Source organism: Stenotrophomonas tumulicola, assembly GCF_014117215.1.
Classification (GTDB): Bacteria; Pseudomonadota; Gammaproteobacteria; order Xanthomonadales; family Xanthomonadaceae; genus Stenotrophomonas; species Stenotrophomonas tumulicola.
This window is the reverse complement of record NZ_JACGXS010000001.1, coordinates 1230872-1255898: the sequence shown is the minus strand read 5'-3', so window position 1 is coordinate 1255898 and position 25027 is coordinate 1230872. Positions and strand designations below refer to the sequence as shown.

Annotated in this window: 21 protein-coding genes; 13 read left to right on the top strand and 8 right to left on the bottom strand. The window is 67.0% G+C overall.

Annotated elements, in window-relative coordinates:
* The first annotated feature begins 57 nt into the window (after positions 1-57).
* The 7 genes from H4O11_RS05575 to acnB all read left to right on the top strand — a co-directional run bounded on the left by H4O11_RS05575 (position 58) and on the right by acnB (position 7705).
* Positions 58-1107, top strand: coding sequence for an ABC transporter substrate-binding protein (locus H4O11_RS05575; RefSeq protein ID WP_182338345.1), 1050 nt, complete (start codon positions 58-60; stop codon positions 1105-1107).
* 19 nt (positions 1108-1126) lie between these two features.
* Positions 1127-1960, top strand: coding sequence for an ABC transporter ATP-binding protein (locus H4O11_RS05570; protein WP_182338344.1), 834 nt, complete (start codon positions 1127-1129; stop codon positions 1958-1960).
* Complete coding sequence (locus tag H4O11_RS05565) at positions 1944-2720, top strand: ABC transporter permease (protein ID WP_182338343.1); 777 nt, start codon at positions 1944-1946, stop codon at positions 2718-2720. Before H4O11_RS05570 ends, H4O11_RS05565 begins: the two co-directional genes overlap by 17 nt.
* 119 nt (positions 2721-2839) lie before the next feature.
* Positions 2840-4276 (top strand): OprO/OprP family phosphate-selective porin, encoded by a 1437-nt coding sequence (locus H4O11_RS05560; RefSeq protein ID WP_182338342.1) that lies wholly within the window; start codon positions 2840-2842, stop codon positions 4274-4276.
* Between the two features lie 146 nt (positions 4277-4422).
* Entirely contained in the window at positions 4423-4647 is a 225-nt protein-coding gene (locus H4O11_RS05555; RefSeq protein WP_182338341.1) for an AbrB/MazE/SpoVT family DNA-binding domain-containing protein, read from the top strand.
* Positions 4648-4654: 7 nt separating this feature from the next.
* Positions 4655-5053, top strand: coding sequence for a type II toxin-antitoxin system VapC family toxin (locus H4O11_RS05550; RefSeq protein WP_182338340.1), 399 nt, complete (start codon positions 4655-4657; stop codon positions 5051-5053).
* 60 nt (positions 5054-5113) lie between these two features.
* Positions 5114-7705 carry a bifunctional aconitate hydratase 2/2-methylisocitrate dehydratase gene (acnB, locus tag H4O11_RS05545; RefSeq protein ID WP_182338339.1) on the top strand — a complete coding sequence of 864 codons (2592 nt, stop codon included), beginning with the start codon at positions 5114-5116 and terminating at the stop codon, positions 7703-7705.
* A 631-nt stretch (positions 7706-8336) separates the two neighbouring features.
* Here the strand turns inward: acnB and H4O11_RS05540 are convergent.
* Entirely contained in the window at positions 8337-9617 is a 1281-nt protein-coding gene (locus H4O11_RS05540) for a LysR family transcriptional regulator (protein WP_182338338.1), read from the bottom strand.
* A 100-nt stretch (positions 9618-9717) separates the two neighbouring features.
* Between H4O11_RS05540 and H4O11_RS05535 the strand changes: the two genes are divergently transcribed.
* From H4O11_RS05535 to H4O11_RS05510, 6 genes are all read left to right on the top strand, one after another.
* Complete coding sequence (locus H4O11_RS05535) at positions 9718-10389, top strand: 4-carboxy-4-hydroxy-2-oxoadipate aldolase/oxaloacetate decarboxylase (RefSeq protein WP_182338337.1); 672 nt, start codon at positions 9718-9720, stop codon at positions 10387-10389.
* The gene (locus H4O11_RS05530; RefSeq protein ID WP_182338336.1) at positions 10382-11437 is read left to right on the top strand and encodes a 4-oxalomesaconate tautomerase; all 1056 of its coding nucleotides are present in this window, start codon (positions 10382-10384) and stop codon (positions 11435-11437) included. Before H4O11_RS05535 ends, H4O11_RS05530 begins: the two co-directional genes overlap by 8 nt.
* Positions 11438-11479: 42 nt before the next feature.
* Positions 11480-12793 (top strand): C4-dicarboxylate transporter DctA, encoded by a 1314-nt coding sequence (gene dctA / locus H4O11_RS05525; protein ID WP_182338335.1) that lies wholly within the window; start codon positions 11480-11482, stop codon positions 12791-12793.
* 81 nt (positions 12794-12874) lie between these two features.
* Positions 12875-14161, top strand: a complete 1287-nt coding sequence (locus H4O11_RS05520; RefSeq protein WP_182338334.1) for a carbohydrate porin — start codon at positions 12875-12877, stop codon at positions 14159-14161.
* 24 nt (positions 14162-14185) lie between these two features.
* On the top strand, positions 14186-15208 hold the full coding sequence (locus tag H4O11_RS05515) for an amidohydrolase family protein (protein ID WP_182338333.1): 1023 nt from the start codon (positions 14186-14188) through the stop codon (positions 15206-15208).
* On the top strand, positions 15208-16107 hold the full coding sequence (locus H4O11_RS05510; protein WP_182338332.1) for an amidohydrolase family protein: 900 nt from the start codon (positions 15208-15210) through the stop codon (positions 16105-16107). Before H4O11_RS05515 ends, H4O11_RS05510 begins: the two co-directional genes overlap by 1 nt.
* A 170-nt stretch (positions 16108-16277) precedes the next feature.
* Here the strand turns inward: H4O11_RS05510 and H4O11_RS05505 are convergent, their stop codons facing one another.
* The 7 genes from H4O11_RS05505 to H4O11_RS05475 all read right to left on the bottom strand — a co-directional run bounded on the left by H4O11_RS05505 (position 16278) and on the right by H4O11_RS05475 (position 24750).
* Positions 16278-17348 carry a protein-glutamate methylesterase/protein-glutamine glutaminase gene (locus tag H4O11_RS05505; protein ID WP_182338331.1) on the bottom strand — a complete coding sequence of 357 codons (1071 nt, stop codon included), beginning with the start codon at positions 17346-17348 and terminating at the stop codon, positions 16278-16280.
* The gene (gene cheD / locus H4O11_RS05500; protein WP_182338330.1) at positions 17345-17941 is read right to left on the bottom strand and encodes a chemoreceptor glutamine deamidase CheD; all 597 of its coding nucleotides are present in this window, start codon (positions 17939-17941) and stop codon (positions 17345-17347) included. The genes H4O11_RS05505 and cheD overlap by 4 nt, the downstream gene beginning before the upstream one ends.
* The gene (locus H4O11_RS05495; protein WP_182338433.1) at positions 17938-18804 is read right to left on the bottom strand and encodes a CheR family methyltransferase; all 867 of its coding nucleotides are present in this window, start codon (positions 18802-18804) and stop codon (positions 17938-17940) included. The genes cheD and H4O11_RS05495 overlap by 4 nt, the downstream gene beginning before the upstream one ends.
* Before the next feature lie 60 nt (positions 18805-18864).
* The gene (locus tag H4O11_RS05490; protein ID WP_182338329.1) at positions 18865-21138 is read right to left on the bottom strand and encodes a methyl-accepting chemotaxis protein; all 2274 of its coding nucleotides are present in this window, start codon (positions 21136-21138) and stop codon (positions 18865-18867) included.
* 163 nt (positions 21139-21301) lie between these two features.
* Entirely contained in the window at positions 21302-23665 is a 2364-nt protein-coding gene (locus H4O11_RS05485) for a methyl-accepting chemotaxis protein (RefSeq protein ID WP_182338328.1), read from the bottom strand.
* A 95-nt stretch (positions 23666-23760) separates the two neighbouring features.
* Complete coding sequence (locus H4O11_RS05480) at positions 23761-24141, bottom strand: hypothetical protein (RefSeq protein WP_182338327.1); 381 nt, start codon at positions 24139-24141, stop codon at positions 23761-23763.
* A 117-nt stretch (positions 24142-24258) separates the two neighbouring features.
* Entirely contained in the window at positions 24259-24750 is a 492-nt protein-coding gene (locus H4O11_RS05475) for a chemotaxis protein CheW (RefSeq protein WP_182338326.1), read from the bottom strand.
* Positions 24751-25027: the final 277 nt, after the last annotated feature.

The window sequence follows — 25027 nt, the reverse complement described above, 5'->3', positions numbered from 1 at the left end:
GCGCCACCGTCCCGGCACCACTACAGCAACAACGCCCCACAATCCTGGGAGGGATGGATGTACAAGCAGATCTTCAAGACCGCGCTGGTCGCGGCAACGCTGGCGCTGGCCGCCTGCGGCAAGGGAGGCGCCGAGGGTGCCAGCGCGGCCGACAACGAGCCGGTGCGCATCAGCGTCGGTTCCTACAACCTCAACAACCTGCCTTTCTTCATCGCCGACGCCAACGGTTACTTCGACCAGGTCGGCCTGAAGGTGCAGACCGAAAACTTCGCCCAGGGCGGTTCCAAGGTGTTGCAGGCGCTGGTGGCCAATTCCACGGACGTCGCCGTGGGTTTCTACGACCACACCATCCAGATGCAGGCAAAGCGCAAGGACGTGGTCGGTTTCGTGTTGCTGTCACGCAATTCCGGGCTGGTGCTGGCGGGGCGCGAGGACGGTACGTTCGATCCGGCGAAGCCCGAAACCATCAAGGGCCAGAAGGTCGGCATCACCGCGCCGGGTTCGTCGTCGGACTTCTTCGTGCGCCACTTCCTGGCCCAGCACGACATCCCGGTGGACAGCATCGCGCTGATCGGCGTGGGGTCGGGTGCTGCCGCGGTCGCGGCACTGGAGCAGGGCAAGATCGACCTGCTGGTGAACTACGATCCGGCCGCCACGCTGATCACCGAACGCAAGGTCGGCCGGATCATCATCGATGCGCGCAGTGACGAAGGCGCACGCCAGGTATACGGCGGCCTGTATCCCACCTCGGTGATGTATGCCAACCGCAGCTTCCTGGAAAAGCGTCCGGAAGCGGCCGAGAAGATCGCCCGTGCGCAGCAGATGGCGCTGCGCTTCATTGCCGACAACAGCGCCGAAGACATCGTCGCGGTGCTGCCTGACGCCTATGTGTCCGGCGACCGCAAGACCTACGCCCACGCCGTGGAAAATGCCCGCGCCATCTTCACCACCGACGGCCACTTCACCCCGGCCGACCTGGAAACACCGCTGAAGGTACTGCGCGAGTTCAACAAGGACGTCGCCAACACCGACATCGACCTGTCCAGGACCTTTACCAACACCTTCGTCGAGCGCGCCAGCGCCGCCTCGACGCCGGCCCAACCGTAACCCACAAGGGAGACTCCCCATGGCACTCAACGCCACCGTGCGCCAGTTCAATGGCGCACCGCAGATGGAGCCTGCGCAGACCATGGTCAGCATCAACAGGATGACCATGTCCTTCGGCGACTTCACCGCCGTCCGCGATGTCGACATCCAGGTCGGCAACGGGGAATTCCTCGCCATCGTCGGGCCGACCGGCTGCGGCAAGAGCACCGTGCTCAACTCCGTAGCCGGCCTGCTGGCGCCCACCGCGGGCGAGATCGCCATCGACGGCAAGCCGGTCGAGGGCGTGCAGGAATCGGTCGGCTACCTGTTCCAGCAGGATGCCCTGCTGCCATGGAAGACCGCCTACCAGAACGTGGAGCTGGGGCTGCGCTTCCGTGGTGTCGGCGAAGCCGAGCGCAGGCAGAAGGTCAACACCTGGCTGGCCAAGGTTGGCCTGACCGGCTTCGAACATCGCTATCCGCACCAGCTTTCCGGCGGCCAGCGCAAGCGCGTGCAGATGGCGCAGGCGCTGATCGTGGAGCCCAAGGTGATCCTGATGGACGAGCCGTTCTCGGCGCTGGACATCCATACCCGCCACCTGATGCAGAACGAACTGCTGCGCCTGTGGCAGGAGGATCGCCGCTCGGTGATCCTGATCACCCATGACCTGGAAGAAGCCATCGCGCTGGGCGACCGCGTGGTGGTGCTGTCCTCCGGGCCGGCCAGCCGCGTGGTGCGCAGCTTCGACGTGGACCTGGAGCGTCCGCGCAACGTTGCCGAAATCAAGCTGGACCAACGTTTCACTGACCTGTACCGCGATATCTGGGCCTGCCTGCGCGGTGAAGTGGAGAAGAGCTATGCACGCCAGGATTGACCGTTTCATCCAGATCGCCCTTGTCGTCGGCGTGTTCGGCGGTTGGCAGTTCGGTGTCACGCTGGGCTGGGTCGACCCGTTCTTCTTCCCCGCACCGCTGGACATCGGCAGGCAGATGTACACCTGGCTGGCCGACACCTCGTTCTACCAGCACGTCTACATCACCCTGACCGAAACCGCGCTGGGCTACCTGATCGGTACCGCGCTCGGCGTAGCTGGCGGCGTGTGGCTGGGCCTGAGCCGGCGTTCGGCACGCATCCTGGATCCCTTCATCAAGGGTTTCAATGCCATCCCGCGCGTGGTGCTGGCCCCGATCTTCGTGCTGTGGCTTGGGCTGGGCCTGTGGTCGAAGGTGGCGCTGGCGGTGACGCTGGTGTTCTTCACCACCTTCTTCAACGCCATGCAGGGCGTGCGTGAAGTGAATCCGGTGGTACTGGCCAACGCCCGCATCCTTGGTGCAGGCCGCAGCGACCTGCTGCGCCACGTGTACTTCCCGGCGGCGGCGAGCTGGATCCTGTCCTCGCTGCGCACGTCGGTGGGCTTTGCGGTGGTCGGCGCGATCATCGGCGAATACCTCGGCGCATCGGCCGGCCTGGGCTACCTGATCGCGCAGGCGGAAGGCAACTTCAACGCCGTGGGCGTGTTCGCCGGCATCATCATCCTCGCTGCCTTCGTGCTGGTCATCGACGCGATGCTGGACATCGTCGAGAACCGCGTCATCACCTGGCGTCCGAACGCGCAGCAGTCAGCCACCAGCTGACGGCGGCCAGCAGGCACCACCGGCCCTCGTCCCGGTGGTGCCTGCTGCCGAGTCAATTCCCCCGCACCATCGCAACAGGCCAGCAACAGGCCACGGGGCCGGCTGGCCGGAGAGAACCCATGCATACATTCCATGTGCTGCCACGTGCAGCGCTGCCGGTAGCGCTCGGCCTGCTGTTGGCCAGCGGCCATGCCGGCGCCCAGGCGGTTTCGTCGCCGGCCAACGCGCCGGCTCCCCTGGGCCAGGCTGAACTCAGTGCGCTGGTGCAGCAGCAGGCGCTGCAGATCCAGCAGTTGGAAGCGCGGTTGCGCGCGGTGGAAGGAGGGACGCCGGCGGCGGCACCCGCTGTCCAGGCGCCGGTGCTGGAGCAGCGCGTCGCGGCAGTTGAAGCGGCGCAGTCGAAGGCGCCGAAGGTGTCCTGGTCCAAGGGCGCGCCGGAGTTCAGCAGCGCCGATGGCGATATCACGTTCCGCCCGCGTGGCCGCCTGTTCGTCGACCAGTCCAGCACCTCGGGCTCGGACCATGCCGGGCGCAACCTGTCCGGCACCGAGATCCGTTCGGTCCGGCTGGGCGCCGAAGGGCGTTACGGCATCCTGGGCTGGGCGGTGGAGGGCGACTTCGCCGACAACGAGGTGGCCTGGAAGTCGGTGTATGCCACCGTCGACCACTCCCTGTTCGGGCGCCCGGCCGACCTGACCATCGGCAACCGGCTGAATGATCGCGGGCTGGACGGTTCCAGCAGCACCTCCAATACGCCGTTCCAGGACCGCAACGTGGTGGGTACGTTGATGCTGCCGCAGCGCGGATTGTTCGGCGTCGGGCTGACCGAACGCGTGTATGGCAAAGGCTGGCACGCCAGCGTGTCGGTGGCCGGCAACGACCTGAACAACAGCGGCAGCAGCAACGACAGCCTGACCTGGGCCACGCGCGTGCACTGGAACCCGCTGCTGACCAAGGACGCGACCGTGCACCTGGCCGGCTGGGCCTTCCATGAGGAGATATCGGCCGGTGCCAGCGGCGTGCTGCGCAGCGCGGCGATCAGCGGCCATTACAACGATGAGATCAAGATCGCGCCGGGCACGCTGCTGGGCGCCGAGCGCAGCAACGCCTGGGGCCTGGAAGCGGCGGGCTACTTCGGCCGGTTCTGGACCAGTGGCGAATGGGGCACGCGCAACCTGCGCGGCATCGATGCCAGCGGACGCTACGACCTGGACCACGAGGCATGGTCGGTCGGGGCAGGGTGGTTCGTTGCCGGGGCGCGGCCAGCCTATTCGGCCAAGGCCGGCACCTGGGGCAAGGTGAAGGTGGACGAGCCGGTGACCGCCGGCGGCCACGGCGCCTTCGAGCTGAAGGCACGCTACGAGGACGTGGACTACGCCGAACTGCCGACCGGCGGCACCGGGCGCGCCTGGACGCTGGGCGGCAACTGGTACCTGAACGACTACAGCCGGGTGATGCTGGACGTCGTGCGCTGGAAGACCGACAACCGCAGCGGCGCCTACGTGGGCCCGGACCAGGGCACCACCTTCAACACCCGCCTGCAACTGGTGTTCTGACAGCAAAAAGGGGACGGAGGGGATTAAGTCGTTTTCGGCCACGAAATGGCCGAAAACGACTTAATCCCCTCCGTCCCCTTTTTCTGCTGCTGGCGGTATGCCGGCCAAAGTATGTATAATTCGTGCATACCGAAGAGGGCCTACCGATGGAAGCCACCGTTGCTGAACGCGGACAGATCACCCTGCCGAAGGCAGTTCGTGATGCCCTTGGGCTGACCAAGGGCACCCAGCTCACCGTGGAGCTGGAAGGCGGCCGCATCATCCTGCGCAAGAGCGTGGACGATGCCATCTCCCGTGCGCGTGGCAAGTTCGCGCTGGATGGTTTCGACTCTTCCGCCGCTGCCGTGAAGGCCGTCCGTGACGAGGACTGACCACGCCATGATCGCCGTCGATTCCCCGGTCCTGATCGAACTGCTCAGCAACGGCCCACAGGCCGATGCGGTGGAGGCCTGCCTGCGGCAGAGCCTGGTCGGTGGCCGCGTGGTGGTCTGCGGGGCGACGCTGGCCGAAGTGTGCGCGGCCCTGCGCGGCGGTGCCGAAGTGCTGGAAGCGCTGGAGGAAATGGGCGTCCATTTCAACGCGCTGGAAGCCAAGTCGGCATTGCGTGCCGGCGAGATGCAGCGCCGCCACCGCCAGCGTGGCAACGACCGCCGCGGCCTGGACGGTTTCATGATCGGCGCCCACGCCCTGTTGCAGTGCGACGGCCTGATTACCTGGAACGACGCGTTCTATCGCGACTATTTCAAAGGCCTGAAGCTGATCGTGCCGCAGGCCTGAACCACGTTTTTGTCATCTGCTCATTCACCCGTTTTTTTCACGTACTCCCCGGGAGTTGTCATGTTGGAAGCCTACCGCCACCACGTCGCCGAGCGCGCTGCGCTTGGCATCCCGCCCCTGCCGCTGACCGCGCAGCAGACGGCCGATGTCATCGAACTGCTGAAGAACCCGCCCGCTGGCGAAGCCGAGTTCCTGCTCGACCTGCTGACCCACCGCGTGCCGGCAGGCGTCGATGACGCTGCCAAGGTCAAGGCCTCGTACCTGGCCGCGTTGGCCTTCGGCAGCGAGAAGAACCCGCTGATCAGCCGCGAGCGCGCCACCGAACTGCTGGGCACCATGCTCGGCGGTTACAACGTCGCCCCGCTGGTGCAGCTGCTGGATGACGCCGCCGTCGGTGGCATCGCCGCGGCCGCGCTGAAGAACACCCTGCTGGTGTTCGATGCCTTCCACGACGTGCAGGAAAAGGCCAAGGCCGGCAACGCCAACGCCCAGTCCGTGCTGCAGAGCTGGGCCGATGCCGAATGGTTCACCAGCCGTCCGGAAGTCGCGCAGAGCATGACCCTGACCGTGTTCAAGGTGCCGGGCGAAACCAACACCGACGACCTGTCGCCGGCACCGGACGCCACCACCCGCCCGGACATTCCGATGCACGCCCTGGCGATGCTGAAGAACAAGCGTCCCGACGCAGCCTTCGTGCCGGAAGAAGACGGCAAGCGCGGCCCGATCCAGGAAATCCTGTCGCTGAAGGACAAGGGCCACCTGGTCGCCTACGTGGGCGACGTGGTCGGTACCGGTTCCTCGCGCAAGTCGGCCACCAACAGCGTGCTGTGGTTCACCGGCGAAGATATCCCGTTCATCCCGAACAAGCGCTTCGGCGGCGTCTGCCTGGGTTCGAAGATCGCGCCGATCTTCTACAACACCATGGAAGATGCCGGTGCGCTGCCGATCGAACTGGACGTGTCGCAGATGCAGCACGGTGATGTCATCGAGCTGCGCCCGTACGACGGCAAGGCACTGAAGAACGGCGAAGTGATCGCCGAGTTCCAGGTGAAGTCGGACGTGCTGTTCGACGAGGTGCGTGCCGGTGGCCGCATCCCGCTGATCGTCGGCCGTGGCCTGACCGCCAAGGCGCGCGAAGCGCTGGGCCTGCCGGTGACCGACCTGTTCCGCCTGCCGGTGCAGCCGGCCGACACCGGCAAGGGTTTCTCGCTGGCGCAGAAAATGGTTGGCCGCGCCTGTGGCCTGCCGGAAGGGCAGGGCATGCGCCCGGGCACCTACTGCGAACCGAAGATGACCTCGGTGGGCTCGCAGGACACTACCGGCCCGATGACCCGTGACGAGCTGAAGGACCTGGCCTGCCTGGGCTTCTCGGCCGACCTGGTGATGCAGTCGTTCTGCCATACCGCGGCCTACCCGAAGCCGGTGGACGTCAAGACCCACCACACCCTGCCGGAGTTCATCTCCACCCGTGGCGGCATCTCGCTGCGTCCGGGCGACGGCGTGATCCACAGCTGGCTCAACCGCATGCTGCTGCCCGACACCGTCGGCACCGGCGGCGATTCGCACACCCGTTTCCCGGTCGGCATTTCGTTCCCGGCCGGTTCGGGCCTGGTGGCCTTCGCTGCCGCCACCGGCGTGATGCCGCTGGACATGCCCGAATCGGTGCTGGTGCGCTTCAAGGGCAAGATGCAGCCGGGCGTGACCCTGCGTGACCTGGTCAACGCGATCCCGCTGTATGCGATCAAGCAGGGCCTGCTGACCGTGGCCAAGGCTGGCAAGAAGAACATCTTCTCCGGCCGCATCCTGGAAATCGAAGGCCTGCCGGACCTGAAGGTGGAGCAGGCGTTCGAACTGTCCGATGCGTCGGCCGAGCGTTCGGCGGCAGGCTGCAGCGTGCACCTGGACAAGGCGCCGATCATCGAATACCTGACCAGCAACATCACCCTGCTGAAGTGGATGATTGCCGAGGGTTACCAGGATCCGCGTTCGCTGCAGCGTCGCATCGAGAAGATGGAAGCCTGGTTGGCCGATCCGCAGCTGCTGGCACCGGATGCGGACGCCGAGTATGCCGCGGTCATCGAGATCGACCTGGCCGACATCCACGAGCCGATCCTGGCCTGCCCGAACGATCCGGATGACGTCAAGACGCTGTCCGAAGTCGCCGGTGCCAAGATCGACGAAGTGTTCATCGGTTCGTGCATGACCAACATCGGCCACTTCCGTGCTGCTGCAAAGCTGCTGGAAGGCAAGCGTGACATTCCGACCAAGCTGTGGGTGGCCCCGCCGACCAAGATGGATGCTTCGGAGCTGACCCGCGAAGGCCATTACGGCACCTTCGGCAGCGCCGGTGCACGCATGGAAATGCCGGGCTGCTCGCTGTGCATGGGCAACCAGGCACAGGTGCGCGAGGGGGCGACGGTGTTCTCGACCTCGACCCGTAACTTCCCCAATCGCCTGGGCCGCAACTCCAACGTGTACCTGGGTTCGGCGGAACTGGCGGCGATCTGCTCGCGCCTGGGCCGCATCCCGACCAAGGAAGAGTACATGGCCGATGTCGGCGTGCTGGACGCCAGCGGTGCGGAGATCTACCGCTACATGAACTTCGACCAGATCGAGGAATACCAGGAATCGGCGAAGACCGTCGCTGCCTGAGCCTGATCGGCTGACGTGTTGAAACAAGGACCCCCGGCGCAAGCCGGGGGTTTTTGCTTGCGCCGCGCCGCGCGATGCCAGACGAAAATTCCGTAGCGCCGAGCCATGCTCGGCGGCCGTGCAGCGAGGTCCCAACGAAGGGCAGCGGGGCATGGCCCCGCTCTACCGGGTTTATTGCAGGTTGCCGGCACGGTTCTGTAGAGCGGGGCCATGCCCCGCTGGAGGGGTTCCGGCGCGGTGGCGAAGAGCCGCCGAGCATGGCTCGGCGCTACAGGGGCCGGGGTCATGTCGTTTTGCCGGCACGGTTCTGTAGAGCGGGGCCATGCCCCGCTGGAGGGATTCCGGCGTGGCGACGAAGGGCCGCCGAGCATGGCTCGGCGCTACAGGGGACCGGGGTCATGTCGTTTTGCCGGCACGGTTCTGTAGAGCGGGGCCATGCCCCGCTGGAGGGATTCCGGCGTGGCGACGAAGGGCCGCCGAGCATGGCTCGGCGCTACAGGGGACCGGGGTCATGTCGTTTTGCCGGCACGGTTCTGTAGAGCGGGGCCATGCCCCGCTGGAGGGGTTTCGGCGTGGCGACGAAGGGCCGCCGAGCATGGCTCGGCGCTACGGGAGCGGGGTTATGCCGGGGTCATGCCGTTGTGCGGGGATGGTCCGGGGAGGGGTAGCGGAATGGCCACGCGCCGGGATCGTCGCTGCTGCGTTCGGCGCAGACGTCGCGGAAGGTCTGCACGAAGGCCTGTTGCGGCCGGGTGGGGTGCCAGTCCGCGCGGCTGGTCAGGCCGATGCGGCGGCGTAGCGCGGGGCCGGCCAGGCCGAGTTCGGTCAGCAGCCCGGCGCGGCGTTCGATCAGGAACTGGTCGCGCGACATCAGCGTCAGCCAGTCACCTTCCAGCAGCAGGCCGCGGGTGATCACCAGCGATCCGCATTCGATGCGCAGCGTCGGCGGTTCGTGGCCGCGGTCCAGGAACATGCGTTCCCATCGCGCGCGCACCGGTGCGCCGGTGGCCGGGATCACCCACGGGTAATCCAGCAGCCGTTCGAACTTCAACGCGCCGCTGCTGCCACCGCCCAGTGGATGCCCGACACGGCCGACGATCACCGGGTCGTCGTCGAACAGGCCTTCCTGGACTACGTCCGGTACCGCGCTCAGGTCGCGCATGGCACCCACCAGCAGGTCCAGGCTGCCGGCGCGCAGGTCGGCCAGCACTTCGGCGAAAGGGCCTTCCACCACGTTGACGGTGGCGCCGGGCCAGGCCTGTGCGAAGCGGGCCAGTGCCTGCGGCAACAGCAGCGCGCGCGCCAATGGCATCACGCCGATGGCGAGCCGGCCGCCCTGCTGGTGGCGCATCGTGGCCAGCTCATCCAGCCCTGCAGCCAGCTCGGACAGTGCAAGGCGAACCAGCCGCAGCAGGCGGGTGGCTGCGGCGGTGGGTTGCAGGGTCTTGCCGCGTCGCTGCAGCAGCGGCACCTCGATGATCGATTCCAGTTCGCGCACCGCGCGGTGCATGGCCGGCTGCGAAAGTCCGACGCGTGCAGCCGCCAGGGTGTAACTGCCTGCGCTGTCCACGGCGATCAGCGCGCGCAGCTGGCTGAGCGTGAGCCGACGCTCCAGCGACGGCAGCGCGGGCAGGCGCCCGGCACGACGGGCCAGCCGCACGCCGCGCGACAGGTAGCCGAGGGCGCGCTGGATGCGCGGCACCAGCAGGCCGGTTGCCTCGGTGGGTGCCATGCCGCCGGGCTGGCGATCGAACAGCAGGGTGTCCAGCTGCCGCTCCAGCCGTGCGATGGCCTGGGTCAGTGCGGGCTGGGACAGGTTGATGCGCGGGGCGGCTGCACTGATGCCGCCATGTTCATGCACCGCGACCAGCGCGTGCAGGTGTTTCAGGTTCAGTTCGGCAAGCAGGTCCATGACATGACTATAACCAGATTGAATGGCACGGACAGAAAACGATCTTGAGGGGTTCTGTGCCACGGAACAGACTGCGCCATCCCCAACGAAGGATGGATGGATGTCCCGCGTCGTTACCCGATTCGAACGCGCCGAGCCGGCGCTGATCCAGGCACTGGCCGAGGCCGGCGTGGCCACCGTGCATGAGGCGCAGGGCCGCAGCGGCCTGCTGCATCCGCGCCTGCGTCCGATCTACCCGGGCGCGCGCATTGCCGGCAGCGCGGTGACGGTTTCGGTGCCGCCAGGCGACAACTGGATGATGCACGTGGCCATCGAGCAGCTGCGCGAGGGCGACGTGCTGGTGGTGGCGCCGACCAGCGACTGCACCGATGGCTACTTCGGCGACCTGCTGGCGACGTCGGCGCAGGCACATGGCGGCCGCGGGCTGGTGATCGATGCCGGGGTGCGCGACGTGCGCGACCTCACGGCGATGGGGTTCCCGGTATGGAGCCGGGCGATCCATGCGCAGGGCACGGTGAAGGAAACGCTGGGCTCGGTGAACGTGCCGCTGGTATGCGGCGGTGCGCTGGTGCACCCGGGCGACATCGTGGTGGCCGACGACGATGGCATCTGCATCGTGCCGCGTGCCGATGCCGCACGGGTGATGGCCGAATCGCAGGCGCGCGAGGCCCGCGAAGCCGACAAGCGCGTGCGGCTGGCCAACGGCGAGCTGGGCCTGGACATCTATGCCATGCGCGAGCGCCTGGCGGCAAAGGGGCTGCGCTATGAGTGAGGGCGTACGCGCGATGTGGATGCGCGGTGGCACGTCCAAGGGCGGGTTCTTCCTCGCCGCGGACCTGCCGGCCGACGCGGACGCGCGCGATGCCTTCCTGCTGCGCGCCTATGGCTCGCCCGACATGCGCCAGATCGACGGCATGGGCGGCGCTGACCCGCTGACCTCGAAGGTCGCAGTGGTGTCCCGCTCGGCGCGCGAAGACGCGGACGTGGACTACCTGTTCCTGCAGGTGGCGGTCGACCAGGCGGTGGTCAGCGATGCGCAGAACTGCGGCAACATGCTGGCCGGCGTCGGTCCGTTCGCGATCGAACGCGGGCTGGTGGATGCCGATGGCGAGCAGACGGAAGTGCGCATCTTCATGGCCAACACCGGCAAGGTGGCGATCGCCAGCGTGCGGACGCCGGGCGGCCAGGTGACCTACGATGGCGATGCGCGCATCGATGGCGTGCCCGGTACCGCGGCACCGGTACCACTGGCATTCGCCGATATCGCCGGTTCCAGCTGTGGCGCGTTGCTGCCCACCGGCAACGTGGTGGACACCATCGATGGCGTGCAGGCCACCCTGATCGACAACGGCATGCCCTGCGTGGTGCTGCGTGCGCAGGACCTGGGCATCAGCGGCCACGAGGATCGTGCCACGCTGGATGCCGATACGGCGCTGAAGGCGCGGCTGGAGCGGATCCGCCTGCTGGCCGGCCCCTTGATGCGGCTCGGCGACGTGGCGGTGCAGTCGGTGCCAAAGATGATGCTGGTGGCCGCGCCGGGTGCTGGCGGGGCGATCAGCGTGCGCTCGTTCATTCCACACCGTTGCCACGCCTCGATCGGCGTACTGGGTGCGGTGACCGTGGCAACTGCGTGCCTGCTGCCGGATTCGCCGGCACATGCCTTGGCGGTGCTGCCGGACGGTGCGGTGAAGAACATGCAGGTGGAACACCCCAGCGGGGCCACCGGTTGCGTGATCGACGTGGATACCGACGGGAAGGTTTCCCGGGCTGCGGTGCTGCGCACCGCGCGAAAACTGTTCGATGGCGCGCTGTTCGACTGAACAGGCGGCGCCTGTCTATTCTCATGACCTGGGAGGGTTTGTATGACCGTTGAAGTGAAGCGGCCCAGCCGCTTCGGCCTGTTCGGCCAGTTGTGGTTCCAGGTGTTGGCCGGCACCGTGATCGGCGTGCTGCTGGGTTGGTTGGCACCGGATATCGGCTCGGCGATGAAGCCCTTTGGTGACGCTTTCATCAAGATGATCCGGATGATGATCGGGCCGATCATCTTCGTCACCGTGGTGCATGGCATCGCCGGGATGAGCGACATGCGCAGCGTCGGACGGCTGGCGCTGAAGTCGATCATCTACTTCGAGGTCATCACCATCCTGGCGCTGATCGTCGGGCTGGTCGCCGTTGACCTGTGGCAGCCCGGTGCCGGCATGAACATCGACCCGGCCACCATCGACATGGCCAGCATCCAGGGCTACGTGCATACCGCGCACGACCAGTCGATCGTGTCCTACATCATGGCGATCATTCCCAACACGCTGGTCAGCGCGTTCACCGAGGCGCATGTGCTGCAGGTGCTGTTCGTCGCGGTGCTGTTCGGCGTGGCGCTGGCGGCAGTGGGCGAGCGCGGCAAGCCGGTGATGAATGTCATCGAGAGCGCATCCGGCGTGCTGTTCAAGATCATCGGCTACGTCATGTACTTCGCGCCGATCGGTGCCTTCGGTGCCATTGCCTTCACCGTCGGCCAGTTCGGCGCCGGCTCGCTGCTGTCGCTGGGCGAACTGATCATCGAGTTCTTCGTGGTCTGTGCGGCGTTCACGGTGTTCGTGCTCGGCGCGGTGTGCTGGTGGACCGGTGCCAGCCTGTGGCGCCTGATGGGCTACCTGCGCGATGAGATCATCATCGTGGCGGCTACCACGTCGACCGAGACGGTGCTGCCGCGGCTGATCGAGAAGATGAAGAAGCTCGGTTGCGAAGAGGGCGTGGTCGGCTTCGTGATCCCCGCCGGTTACTCCTTCAACCTGGACGGCACCTGCCTGTACCTGACCACCGTGGCGCTGTTCCTGGCCCAGGCGACCAACACCGAGCTGACCGTGTGGCACCAGTTGGGACTGATCGCGGTGCTGCTGCTCACCTCCAAGGGCGCGGCGGGCGTGGCCGGTGCGGCGTTCGTGGTGCTGGCCGCCACGCTGGGCACCACCGGCACCATCCCGGTGGCCAGCATCGCGCTGATCCTGGGCATCCATCGCATCCTGGCCGAAGGCCTGACCTTCGTGAACCTGATCGGCAATGCGATCGCGGTACTGGTGATCGCCAAGTGGGAAGGCAAGCTGGACGAGAAGGTGATGGCCGCGCAGATCGGCACCCGCCGCACCCGCCAGCGCGTACTCGGCGCACAACCCGCCTGATCCACCGAATGCTGCGGCATGCCCGCAGTGCCTGGACCATTGCAACGACCTGGCGCCGTTGGCGTCGGGGAGGGAGGTTTCATGTCTGCATTCCTGCGTAATCCGTTGTTCCTGCTGGCCGGGGCCGCACTGGCCGCCGGGCCGGCCATGGCCGCCGAGCGCGGCATTCCCGAGGGTATCGACCTGACCCTGGACCTGGTCGGCAACGTGGCATCCAACCCGGTCGGCGGTGTCGAACAGGGCACCGAAGGGTCGTACTGGGTGATGGCCCAGTCGAAGTTCGACCTGGACACGCTGTTCGGCGTGCACAACACCGACGTGGACGCGCAGTGGGCGTGGTTCGCCGGGCGCAACCTGGCGCGCGAGAAGATCGGCAATTCGATCAGCGCCCAGCAGACCTGGCGCCCGGTCGCCGGGGGCCGGCTGACCCGGCTCACCGTGCGGCATCGTTTCGACAACGGCTTCAGCATCACTGCCGGCCGCGCCCCGGTGAACAGCTACTTCAACAGTTCGCCGCTCAACTGCGTGTTCATGAGCAACGCGATGTGCCTGACGCCGTACGGTGCGATCACCGACCTGGGCATCACCGCGTACCCGAACTCGTCGTGGGCGGCGATCCTGCGCTATGACTTCAATGATCGCTGGTACGCCCAGGGCGGTGCATTCGACTACAACAACGAGCTCAACAAGGCCGGCAAGAACGGCCTGGACTTCTCGGTGGGCGAGGGCACCGGCACCATCAGCGCCTATGAGGCGGGTTACCAGACCAGCTTCGCCAACGACCGCCTGCCACGGACCTACCGCGTGGGCATGTACCGCAACAGCGATGGCGGCAAGAGCTCGTATTTCGATGCCGACGGCAACTCGGCCGCGCTGACCGGCAAGGCCACCGCGATGCAGGATGGCGCGCGCATCGGCTGGTATGCGATGGCCGACCAGACCGTGTTGCGCGGCGAGGGCGAGCGCAACCTGGCGCTGTTCGCGCGGGCCTACGTCAACACCGGCAACGAGGCGCCAGTGGACCATTTCGTGTCGGCCGGCTTCGTCCAGACCGGCACGTTCGCCGGGCGTGACCAGGACACCCTGGCGATGTTCATTTCCAACACGCACTTCAGCGACGAGCAGGTCGCCTTCCTGCGCGATCGCCGGACGCGCAATGGCGGCAGCGGTGCGCCCAATGCCGATGAGATCATCGCCGAGCTCAGCTACGGCTGGGCGGTGCACAAGGGCATCCGGCTGATGCCCAACCTGCAGTACGTGATCAATCCAGACCCCATCTACGCGCCCACCCGCACCACCGACATCCACGATGCGCTGATCGTCGGCCTGCGCATGGACGTCCATTTCGCCCAGCTGTTCGGCTGGTGATCCATCGTTCCCAGGAGATCCCCCATGATCATCGACTGCCACGGCCATTACACCACCGCACCCGGCGCCCATGACGCGTTCCGCAAGGCGCAGGTCGCGCATTTCAAGGACGCCACGCTGCCGGCACCGGTCTATCCGCTGATCAGCGACGACGAACTGCGCGACAGCGTGGAATCCAACCAGCTGCGCCTGCTGCGCGAGCGCGGCGCGGACATGACCATCTTCTCGCCGCGTGCCAGCACCATGGCCCACCACATCGGCGACGAGCGGGTCAGTGCGGCGTGGACGCGCCATTGCAACGACCTGATCGCGCGGGTGGTGGGGCTGTACCCGGAAACCTTCATCGGCGTGTGCCAGTTGCCGCAGTCGCCGGGCGTACCGATCGCCCATTCGATCGCCGAGCTGGAGCGCTGCGTGCAGGAGCTCGGCTTCGTTGGCTGCAACCTCAACCCGGATCCGTCCGGTGGCCATTGGAACGGCCTGCCGCTGACCGATCGTGCCTGGTATCCGTTCTTCGAAAAGATGGTGGAGCTGGACGTGCCGGCGATGGTCCATGTATCGGGTAGCTGCAACGCGAACTTCCATGCCACCGGTGCGCACTACCTCAACGCCGACACCACGGCATTCATGCAGTTCCTGCAGGGCGACCTGTTCCGTGACTTCCCCACGCTGCGTTTCATCATCCCGCACGGCGGTGGCGCGGTCCCGTACCATTGGGGGCGCTTCCGCGGCCTGGCCGACATGCTGGGCAAACCGCCACTGGCCGAGCATGTGATGAAGAATGTGTTCTTCGATACCTGTGTGTACCACCAGCCGGGCATCGACCTGCTGTTCAAGGTGATCGACATCGACAACATCCTGTTCGGCTCGGAAATGGTCGGTGCGGTGCGTGGCATCGACCCGGAGACCGGCTTTTACTTCGACGATACCAAGCGCTACGTCGAGGCGCTGGATATCTCCGGGGCCGATCGCCGCAAGGTGTTCGAAGGCAATGCGCGCCGGGTCTATCCGCGCCTGGACGCGCAGCTGAAGGCGAGGGGGCTGTGATGGCCGCCTTCCAGAAGGACGCGGACTGGCTGGATTTCCACGCCGAGCCCAGCCGGCCGCGGTTCGTGCCGCCGGCCGGGGCGGTGGATGCGCACTGCCATGTGTTCGGCCCGGGCGAGGTGTTCCCGTATGCACCGGAGCGCAAGTACACCCCGTGTGACGCCGGCAAGGAGCAGTTGTTCGCGTTGCGCGACTTCCTTGGCTTCAGTCGCAACGTGATCGTGCAGGCGACCTGCCATGGCGCCGACAATCGTGCCCTGGTGGACGCGCTGCAGTCTGCCGGCGGCCTCGCCCGTGGCGTGGCGACGGTGCGCGACACGGTCAGCGATGCCGAGCTGCAGGCGCTGCATGCCGCGGGCGTGCGCGGCGTGCGCTTCAATTTCGTGCGGCGGCTGGTGGATCCGAAGCCGGACGCGTATTACCACGCGATCATCGAGCGCATCGCGCCGCTGGGCTGGCATGTGGTGGTGTACTTCGAGGCCGCTGACCTGGACGAGCGCTGGGACTTCTTCCGTTCGTTGCCGGTCACCGTGGTGGTCGACCACATGGGGCGTCCGGATGTCAGCCAGCCGGTTGACGGGCCGGCATTCCAGCGTTTCGTGCAGTTGATGGATGAAAACGAGAACGTCTGGAGCAAGGTCAGCTGTCCGGAGCGGCTGTCACGCCTAGGGCCGCCCGACTATGCGGACGTGGTGCCGTTTGCACGCCACCTGGTGGAACGCTTCCCGGACCGGGTGCTGTGGGGTACTGATTGGCCGCACCCGAACATGAAGCAGCACATGCCCGACGATGGGCAGCTGGTGGACGTGATCCCGCATATCGCGCCGACGGCGGAGCTGCAGCGCAGGCTGCTGGTGGATAACCCGATGCGGTTGTATTGGGGTGTTGCGAACCGGTAGGACCCCCTCGCGGCGGGCGCCATGCCGAATGGTAGAGCGGGTCCATGACCCGCTGCTTTTCGGGCGGCCATGGCCGGCGGCCGCGCAACGAGGCCCCAATGAAGAGCAGCGGGTCATGGACCCGCTCTACCGGGTCTGGGGCGCGAAACGCAGCGGGGCATGGCCCCGCTCTACACCCGCGCCAGCGCCAGCAGCCGTTCGGCGATCTTCTCCAGCGGTACGGTTTCGTCGGCTGCGCCGAGTTTCATCGCCGCGCCCGGCATACCCCATACCACCGAGGTGGCTTCGTCCTGCACCAGCGTCGGTGCGCCGGCCTGGCGCAGCTGCAGCAGGCCACGCGCACCGTCATCGCCCATCCCGGTCAGGATCACGCCGATGGCGTTGGCGCCGGCACTGAGCGCCACGGACTGGAACAACACGTCCACTGCCGGCTTGTGCCGGTTCACCGCGGGACCATCATCGACCCGGCAACGCCAGCGCGCACCGTCGCGGATTACCCGCAGGTGCCTGCCACCGGGCGGCAGGTAGGCATGGCCGGGCAGCACCGCCTCGCCATCGCTGGCCTCGCGCACCGCCATCGCCGAGTGCCGGTCCAGCCGCTCGGCGAACGCACCGCTGAAGGTCGCTGGCAGGTGCTGGGTCATCACCACCGCCGGTGCGTCGGCTGGCAAGCCTTCCAGTACCACGCGCAGCGCCTCGGTGCCGCCGGCCGAAGCGCCCAGGGCGATCAGCCGATCCGTCGTGCGGAACTGCGACGACCGCGATGCGGCAGGCGCCTGCGGAGCCAGCGTCAGCTTCGGCGCGACGGGCACGCGTACCAGGGCGCGCACCCGGGAGCGCGCAGCGGCCTTCACTTTCTCGATGATCTCATCAGCGTAGGCCTGCAGCCCGCGGCTGACGTCCAGTTTCGGTTTGGAGACGAAATCCACCGCGCCCAGTGCCAGGGCCTGCAGGGTGGTGTCGGCGCCGCGTTCGGTCAGCGAGGAAATCATCACCACCGGCAACGGGTGCAGGCGCATCAGGTTCTCCAGGAACGCCAGGCCGTCCATGCGCGGCATTTCCACGTCCAGCGTGATCACGTCCGGCGCCAGCCGCTTGATCTTGTCGCGGGCCAGCAGGGGATCAGCCGCGGTACCGACCACCTCGATGCCCGGATCGCTGGCCAGGATCTCGCTGAGGATCTGCCGTACCACGGCCGAATCGTCGACGACCAGCACGCGGCATGGCGGGACCACGCTCATTCGAACAGCTCCACGCCACCGGTGACCGGCGCCTTGGACAGGCGTGCACGCACCGCCGATTCGGCGGCGGCCACCTCGGCCTCGTGTGCATGCGGAAGGCGGTTGACCACCACGCGGCCGCTGTCGGCGAAGAACCATATCTTGCGGGGATGGATGCCGCACAGGTCCTCGGCGACGATGGGAATGTGCTCGGCCTGCAGGTACTGGCGCACGAATTCGGCATTGCGGGTGCCAACGGGATTGCTGGTGAAGCCCTTGAGTACGTTGGCGCCGCCGAACACCTTGGCTTCCAGGCGCTTGCGGTTCGCGCCGCGCTTCAGCAGGTCGTTTATCAGCAGTTCCATCGCATAGCTGCCATAGCGCGCGGGTGCGCCGTCACCGACATTGCCTTCGGGCAGCAGGAAATGGTTCATGCCGCCGATCCGCAGCAGCGGGTCGCGCAGGCATGCCGCCACGCAGGAGCCGAGGATGGTGGTCAACGCCGTGTCATCGTCCACCACCAGGTACTGGGTCGGCAGCAGCTTCGCGGCCGTCACCTTGAAGCGGCTGTCGAAGTAGCGCATGACATCGTCGCCACGCAGGGCCAGGTTCATGCAGGTGCTCCCGTTGCCCGGCGGTACAGCGTGCGGCCGCAGGGCGCGATCAGGTCGGCGGCATGCAGGTAGTTTTCGGAATGGCCGGTGTAGAGCAGCCCGTCATGCGAGAGGTGCTGCACCAGCCGGCCCAGGATGCCGCGCTGGGTGGGTTTGTCGAAGTAGATCATCACGTTGCGGCAGAACAGCGCGGTGAACGGACCGCCAATGTCATAGCGCGGGGCAAGCAGGTTCAGCGGGCGGAAGTCGACCATCCCGCGCAATGTCGGCAGCACGCGGCACTGGCCTTCGTTGGGGCCGGTACCGCGCTGGAAGTAGCGGCGGCGCAGTGCGGGTTCCACGCCGGTCACCCGTTCCAGCGCATAGACACCCCGCGCGGCGGTTGCCAGTACCTGGGTGTCGACATCGGTGGCGACGATGCGCACCGGGGGTGTCAGCGTGCCGAAGGCCTCGCACGCGGTGATCGCCATCGAATACGGTTCTTCGCCAGTGGACGCAGCGCAGGACCACAACAGCAGCGGGTTGCTGCCGGTCGCGCTGGCCGCATGGCGCTGCAGTTCCTCGCGCAGCCTGTCGAAATGATGCGGCTCGCGGAAGAAGGCGGTGAGGTTGGTGGTCAGCGCGTTGGTGAAGGCCTGCCACTCGTCGTCGCCGCCGCTTTCCAGATGGTCCAGGTAATGCTGGAAGCTGCGCAGGCCCAGCGCACGCAGCCGTCGCGACAGGCGTCCGTAGACCATGTCGCGCTTCGCGGGCGCCAGCGCGATGCCGGCACGCTGGTAGATCAGCTCGCAGACGCGGCGGAAATCGCGGTCGGCGAAATCGAACTCGCGGTTTTCGCTGCGGACGATGGAGGAGGGCGGCAGGGTCACGTTGTGTGTCCAGGGCGGGGGAGAGGGCGCGGAGGCGGGGCCGCGCCGGGGCAATCAGAATTCCTGCCAGTTGCCGTCGTCGGGGGTAGGTAGCGGGCGGGACGCCGGTGGCTGGCGGTGTGTCGTGCGTGGCGCCGGGCGCCTGGACAGGGCGGCAGTAGCGGTGGGCATGGCCGTTTCCACCCGGGCAGCGACGGCGCGGACGGCCGCGTCGACCCGGTTGTCCAGCCGGAAGATCGCCACTGCATCGGCCAGCTGTGCCGCCTGTTCTTCCATCGCGCGTGCCGCGGCGGTGGCTTCTTCCACCAGCGCGGCGTTCTGCTGGGTGGTTTCGTCCATCTGCACCACGGTCTGGTTGACCTGTTCGATGCCCGCGCTCTGTTCCTGCGAGGCGGCGGAGATCTCGGCCATGATGTCGGTGACGCGCTGCACCGAGGCGACGATCTCGCCCATCGTGGTGCCGGCGTCATGCACCAGCCGGGAGCCGTCGGCGACCTTGTCGACGGAGGCATCGATCAGGCCCTTGATCTCCTTGGCGGCGGCGGCCGAGCGCTGCGCCAGCGTGCGCACCTCGCTGGCGACCACGGCGAAGCCGCGGCCCTGGTCACCGGCACGGGCGGCTTCGACGGCGGCGTTGAGCGCCAGGATGTTGGTCTGGAAGGCGATGCCGTCGATGACCGAGATGATCTCGGCGATCTTCTTCGACGATGCCTCGATGGCGGACATCGTGGTGACCACCTGGCCGACCACGTCGCCGCCCTGCGAGGCCACGCCGGCCGCACCGATGGCCAGCTGGTTGGCCTGGCGGGCGTGCTCGGCGTTCTGGCGCACGGTGGAGGTCAGTTCCTCCATCGAGGCGGCGGTTTCTTCCAGGTTGGCCGCCTGCTGTTCGGTGCGCCGCGACAGGTCATTGTTGCCGCTGGCGATCTCGCCCGATGCCAACGTGATGCTGCTCGTCGCGGCCTGGATCTGGCCGACGATACGGGTCAGCTGGGCGACCGTGGCATTGGCATCATCGCGCATCCTGGCGAACACGCCCTGGAAGTCACCGTGCATGCGCACCGTCAGGTCGCCTTCGGCGATCGCCGACAACAACGCCGACAGCTTGCCCAGGTTGTCGTCGCTCACCGCCATCATCGCGTTGAGGTTCTCGACCATGGTGCGGAAGTCGTGCTCGAACTGCATGGCATCGCCACGCTGGCTGAAGTCACCGGCGGCGGCGGCACTGGCAAGTCGCTTGATTTCGGCGTTGATGCGGCCGAGGTTGCCCTTGACCGTGTCGACGGTGCTGGTGATCAGCGCCTTCTCACCGGGGTAGCGTGCGATATCCCCGCGCAGGTCGCCCACGGCATACTGCTGCACCACCGTGAGTACGTCGTGCAGCGTCTGTACATGGCTGGCGACCAGGCTGTTGGTGTCGCGCACCATCTGCCCGTACTCGCCGGGGATGATGCTGGCGTCGATGCGGTAGCCCAGCTCACCGGCTTCGTGGCGGCGGGCCATTTCGCGCTGGCCGGCAATCACTGCATGCAGCTGGTCCTGCATGCGCGCCATGCTTGCCAGCAGGCGACCGGTTTCATCGCTCGGCTGCGCGCCGATGCTGTTGTCCAGCTTTCCGGCGGCGATGCCCTCGGCGATCCGCGTGGCCCTGCGCAGCGGGTCGGCGATGCGGTTGCCGATCACCCAGCTCAGCGCCAGTACCAGCAGCAGCACGCCACCACCGGTGGCGGCCATCACCAGGGTGAAGGCCCAGGCCTGTGCCTGCACGTCGTCCATGTACATGCCACTGGTGACCACCCACTGCCAGGGTGCGAACAGGTGCGCGTAGGTGATCTTGTCGACTTTTTCGCTGTCGGGCCTGCTGGTCTGGTACGGAACATAGCCGCCGCCCAGGCGCGCCATGCCGACCTGCAGGTAGTAGGTCTGGATGCCATCGGCCGACCTGTAGTCCTTCTGGACCTTGCCGACGCGGTCCGCGGCGAACGGATGCATCAGCAGCGTGTAATCGGTGTCGAGGACGTTGTAGTAATACGTGTCCTTCTCCGCGCGCATCGAATCCAGCGCCTGCAGCGCGGCGGTCTTGGCCACCTCTTCGCTGAGTTCACCGGTGCTGGCCAGGCGATGGTAGTGGGCCAGCACGCCTTCGGCCAGCTCCACCTGGACGGCAAGCGACGCCTTGCGGGTGTCGGTCAGGTCCAGGTACTGCATGCGAGCGGCGACCACCGACAAGGCGACGATGCCGATGGCGATCAACAGCGTGAGCAGGTTGAGCTTGCGTCGGACCGACAGATTGTCGAAGTACTGGTGCCAGTAATGATTGAACGTCATGGAGCGAGGCCGGAACGGGGAAAAGGGGGAGCGCGTCACCCCTGTTATCGGCCGAAGACAGCAACAGTTGAGGCAAAAAAGGGGACGGAGGGGATTAAGTGGCAATTGGCCAGCTCGAAGCTGGCCAATTGCCACTTAATCCCCTCCGTCCCCTTTTTATCTATCAGAACTCCTGCCAGTCGCCGTCGGCCAGTTCGGTTACCGTCTGGCGGCTTGGCGGACGGCGCGACGGGGTCGCGGCGGGTGCCGGCGCGGCTGCGACGCGCGTGCGGGTGGCAACCGGCGCGTCGTGCGGCTGGTCGGCCTCGTCCAGCTGGAACACCGACACCGCCTCGCTGAGGTGGCCGGCCTGTTCTTCCATGGCACGCGCCGCGGCGGTGGCTTCTTCCACCAGTGCGGCGTTCTGCTGGGTGGTTTCGTCCATCTGCACCACGGTCTGGTTGACCTGTTCGATGCCCGCGCTCTGCTCCTGCGACGCGGCGGAGATCTCGGCCATGATGTCGGTCACGCGCTGCACCGAGGCGACGATCTCGGCCATGGTCGTGCCGGCCTTGTGCACCAATGCGGAACCGTCGGCGACCTTGCCGACCGAATCGTCGATCAGGCCCTTGATCTCCTTGGCGGCGGCGGCCGAGCGCTGCGCCAGGGTGCGCACCTCGCTGGCGACCACGGCGAAGCCGCGGCCCTGCTCACCGGCACGGGCGGCTTCGACGGCGGCGTTGAGTGCCAGGATGTTGGTCTGGAAGGCGATGCCGTCGATGACCGAGATGATCTCGCCGATCTTCTTCGACGAGGTTTCGATGGCGGACATCGTGGTGACCACCTGGCCGACCACGTCGCCACCCTGCGAGGCCACGCCGGCCGCACCGATGGCCAGCTGGTTGGCCTGGCGGGCGTGCTCGGCGTTCTGGCGCACGGTGGAGGTCAGTTCCTCCATCGAGGCGGCGGTTTCTTCCAGGTTGGCGGCCTGCTGTTCGGTGCGGCGCGACAGGTCGTTGTTGCCGCTGGCGATCTCACCCGCCGCCGAGTTGATGGCGCGGCTGGAATGCTTGATGCGGGTGACGATGCCGCTCAGCTGTTCGGCCGTCGCATTGGCATCATCGCGCATCCGGGCGAATACGCCCTGGTAGTCGCCCTGCATGCGGACGGTCAGGTCACCGCGCGACAGTGCGGCCAGCAGCTGGGAGACCTGGTCGATGCTGGATGCGTTGGCGTCCAGCAGGCCGTTGATCTGCCGGGCCAGCTGCAGGAAGAAGCCGTCCTTGTCGGCATCATCGATGCGTCCGGTCAGGTCGCCGGCCGCTGCCTGGGCGATGACCCGGGCAACCTCGGCCTCCACCGCCGCTTCGGGCGTGCGGTCGCGCCATTCGGTCACATGGCCAACGGTCTCGCCTGCTTCGTTGCGGATGGTGGAGATGACCTGCGCGAACTGCGCCTGGCCATACTGGACCTCGCGGCGGGCCACGCCGGCACGGGCCAGCTCGGCCAGCAGCGCCGGGTCGAGCTTGCCACCATGCTCCAGTTCGGCGGCCGAGCGGCCCACCAGTGGCGTTTCGTGGTCGAACTCGGGCAGGTCCTTGCGCACCTCGTCGGCATGGTCGCTCAGCGACTGCTGCAGGGCACGGTTGGCGTACACGATCTGCTGGTCGCCATCGCTGAGGAACACGCCGGTGGAGCTGTAATCCAGCGCGGTGCGGATGCGCAGGTTCTCGCTGGCGATGGCCTGGTCGCGTTCGATGCGTTCGCGCAGGTCCCGCTGCATGCGCTGCATGGCCTGCAGCAGGTCGCCCACTTCATCCGAGCGGGTGGTGTCGATATGGCCGTCCAGCTTGCCACTGGCCACGTCGTTGGCGACCGATACCGCACCCCGTACGCTGCCGACCAGGGCGCGGGCGAACAGCCAGACCAGTACGAAGCCGAGCGCGGTGCCGCCGAGCAGGGCGATGACGATCAGCGTGGCCGAGGTCGCATAGGTGGATTCAGCTTCTTCGCGCGCGGCGCGGGCAAGCCGGTTGTCTTCGGCGATCAGTGCTTCCAGCGCAGCGGCGGACTTGCGGTGCTTGGCGCGGGTTTCGCCAACGAACGTATCGACGGCGTCGTCGGGCAGCTGCAGCTCCAGCATCTCGCTGACCGAGTCGTAGGATGCCAGTGCGTCGTTCCAGTCCTTGACGAAGGTGTCGAACAGGGCCTTCTGCTGCCCTCCGTCGATCAGGGCCGGGTAGGCCTTGATGGATGCATCCAGCTGCTTGCGCATGTCGGCCACGCCGGCACGCGCTTCGGCCTTGACGTCCTCGCTGGCGCGGATCAGCTGCTGGTAGGAGGAGTTGCGGTACTCACCCAGCAGTCCGCGCATCTCGCCGGCCATGCGGATGCTTTCCATCCGCTTGCCGGCCAGTGTCGTGGTCACGTCGTTGAGCGAGTGCAGGCCGCGGTAGGCCACCATGCCCTGCAGCAGCATCACCAACAGCAGGACACCGAAGGTGGCCAGCAGCTTGGGCATCAGTTTGAGGTCGTTGATCCAGCGCATGGGCGTTGCAGTCTCCAATGACGGACGCGTCCGGGCCGACATGGCCCGGGTGCAGCGACCACGCCGGGCGGGCCGGCGTGGCGGGACAGGTCGTATTACTTGATGTCGGCCAGCTTCAGCCCGGCCGGGGAGCTGACTTCGATTTCAGCGCGGGAGGCATCGCGCTCGATCTTGCCGATCACGCACACGTCCTTGCCTTCCAGGGTTTCCAGCGGGAAGCTGAACTTGCCGCGGTTGGCACCGGAGATGCGCGCGGAGAAAGTGTGGCGCGGGAATGCGCCGCCCATGTACAGGAACGTCGGCTGGCCTTCGGAACCTTCGGCATAACGGGCCTTTTCCACCTTGCCGCAGACCATGCCTTCCTTGCCGACCTGGCGCGCGGCCAGCTCCGGCGGAATCATGGCGGACTGGGCCGATACGGTCAGGGCGGTGGCAGCCAGCAGGGTGGCCGATGCGGCGGTGATCAGGGACTTCATGGAAAGGTTCTCCGGGGATGGGGATGGGGTGGCCTGCCCAGTCGCGCTCCATCGCAGGCGGGCCCTGACTCCGCTATCGGCAGATCCAGGTGGAACTGAAGGAATTTGTTGCGGGGATCAGGCAGCGGCTTCTTCGACCACGGCTGGCTGGCCGACGTCGGCGCTGTCGAGCAGGGTTTCGATGTCCAGCAGGATCAGCATGCGGTCGTCCTGGGTGCCGATGCCGGAGATGAACCGGGTGTCCACGGCGGCACCGAACTCCGGGGTGGGGCGGATCTGCTCGGCCGAAAGCGGGATCACGTCGGAGACGCTGTCGACGACGATGCCGACCACGCGCTCTTCGACGTTGAGCACGATCATCACGGTGAACGCGTCGTAGCGGGCGTTGTCCAGGCGCAGCTTCAGGCGCAGGTCGATCACCGGCACGATGGTGCCGCGCAGGTTGATGACGCCCTTGATGTAGTCAGGGGCATCCGGTACGCGGGTGACGGCGTCGTAGCCGCGGATCTCCTGCACCTTGAGGATGTCCACCCCGTAGTGTTCGTCGCCGAGGGTGAAGCTGAGGAACTCGCCGCCGGTATCGGCAGCTGCCTGGTGCTTGTCGTTCATCGAGGTGTCCTGGGTGCCGTGATTGCCGGTCTCAGGCTGGATATCGGCCGGACGGGGCGGGACTTTAGTGCCGGACCGGCATCCCCGGTAGCGCCTGGCCATGCCGGGCGAGCGCGCAGCGCGGCCTGCACCCGGCACCGGGCGTTGACGGCAAGGAGAGCCGCCGAGCATGGCTCGGCGCTACCGGCATCCCCGGTAGCGCCTGGCCATGCCAGGCGAGCGCGCAGCGCGGCCTGCATCCGGCACCGGGCGTTGACGGCAGGAGAGCCGCCGAGCA

Coding starts and splice junctions, on each gene's coding strand:
- dctA (WP_182338335.1), top strand. CDS start 11,480: ATGACCGTTGAAGTGAAGCGGCCCAGCCGCTTCGGCCTGTTCGGCCAG.
- H4O11_RS05560 (WP_182338342.1), top strand. CDS start 2,840: ATGCATACATTCCATGTGCTGCCACGTGCAGCGCTGCCGGTAGCGCTC.
- H4O11_RS05550 (WP_182338340.1), top strand. CDS start 4,655: ATGATCGCCGTCGATTCCCCGGTCCTGATCGAACTGCTCAGCAACGGC.
- H4O11_RS05515 (WP_182338333.1), top strand. CDS start 14,186: ATGATCATCGACTGCCACGGCCATTACACCACCGCACCCGGCGCCCAT.
- H4O11_RS05565 (WP_182338343.1), top strand. CDS start 1,944: ATGCACGCCAGGATTGACCGTTTCATCCAGATCGCCCTTGTCGTCGGC.
- H4O11_RS05540 (WP_182338338.1), bottom strand. CDS start 9,617: ATGGACCTGCTTGCCGAACTGAACCTGAAACACCTGCACGCGCTGGTC.
- cheD (WP_182338330.1), bottom strand. CDS start 17,941: ATGAACCTGGCCCTGCGTGGCGACGATGTCATGCGCTACTTCGACAGC.
- acnB (WP_182338339.1), top strand. CDS start 5,114: ATGTTGGAAGCCTACCGCCACCACGTCGCCGAGCGCGCTGCGCTTGGC.
- H4O11_RS05520 (WP_182338334.1), top strand. CDS start 12,875: ATGTCTGCATTCCTGCGTAATCCGTTGTTCCTGCTGGCCGGGGCCGCA.
- H4O11_RS05505 (WP_182338331.1), bottom strand. CDS start 17,348: ATGAGCGTGGTCCCGCCATGCCGCGTGCTGGTCGTCGACGATTCGGCC.
- H4O11_RS05475 (WP_182338326.1), bottom strand. CDS start 24,750: ATGAACGACAAGCACCAGGCAGCTGCCGATACCGGCGGCGAGTTCCTC.
- H4O11_RS05480 (WP_182338327.1), bottom strand. CDS start 24,141: ATGAAGTCCCTGATCACCGCCGCATCGGCCACCCTGCTGGCTGCCACC.
- H4O11_RS05535 (WP_182338337.1), top strand. CDS start 9,718: ATGTCCCGCGTCGTTACCCGATTCGAACGCGCCGAGCCGGCGCTGATC.
- H4O11_RS05490 (WP_182338329.1), bottom strand. CDS start 21,138: ATGACGTTCAATCATTACTGGCACCAGTACTTCGACAATCTGTCGGTC.
- H4O11_RS05575 (WP_182338345.1), top strand. CDS start 58: ATGTACAAGCAGATCTTCAAGACCGCGCTGGTCGCGGCAACGCTGGCG.
- H4O11_RS05485 (WP_182338328.1), bottom strand. CDS start 23,665: ATGCGCTGGATCAACGACCTCAAACTGATGCCCAAGCTGCTGGCCACC.
- H4O11_RS05555 (WP_182338341.1), top strand. CDS start 4,423: ATGGAAGCCACCGTTGCTGAACGCGGACAGATCACCCTGCCGAAGGCA.
- H4O11_RS05570 (WP_182338344.1), top strand. CDS start 1,127: ATGGCACTCAACGCCACCGTGCGCCAGTTCAATGGCGCACCGCAGATG.
- H4O11_RS05510 (WP_182338332.1), top strand. CDS start 15,208: ATGGCCGCCTTCCAGAAGGACGCGGACTGGCTGGATTTCCACGCCGAG.
- H4O11_RS05530 (WP_182338336.1), top strand. CDS start 10,382: ATGAGTGAGGGCGTACGCGCGATGTGGATGCGCGGTGGCACGTCCAAG.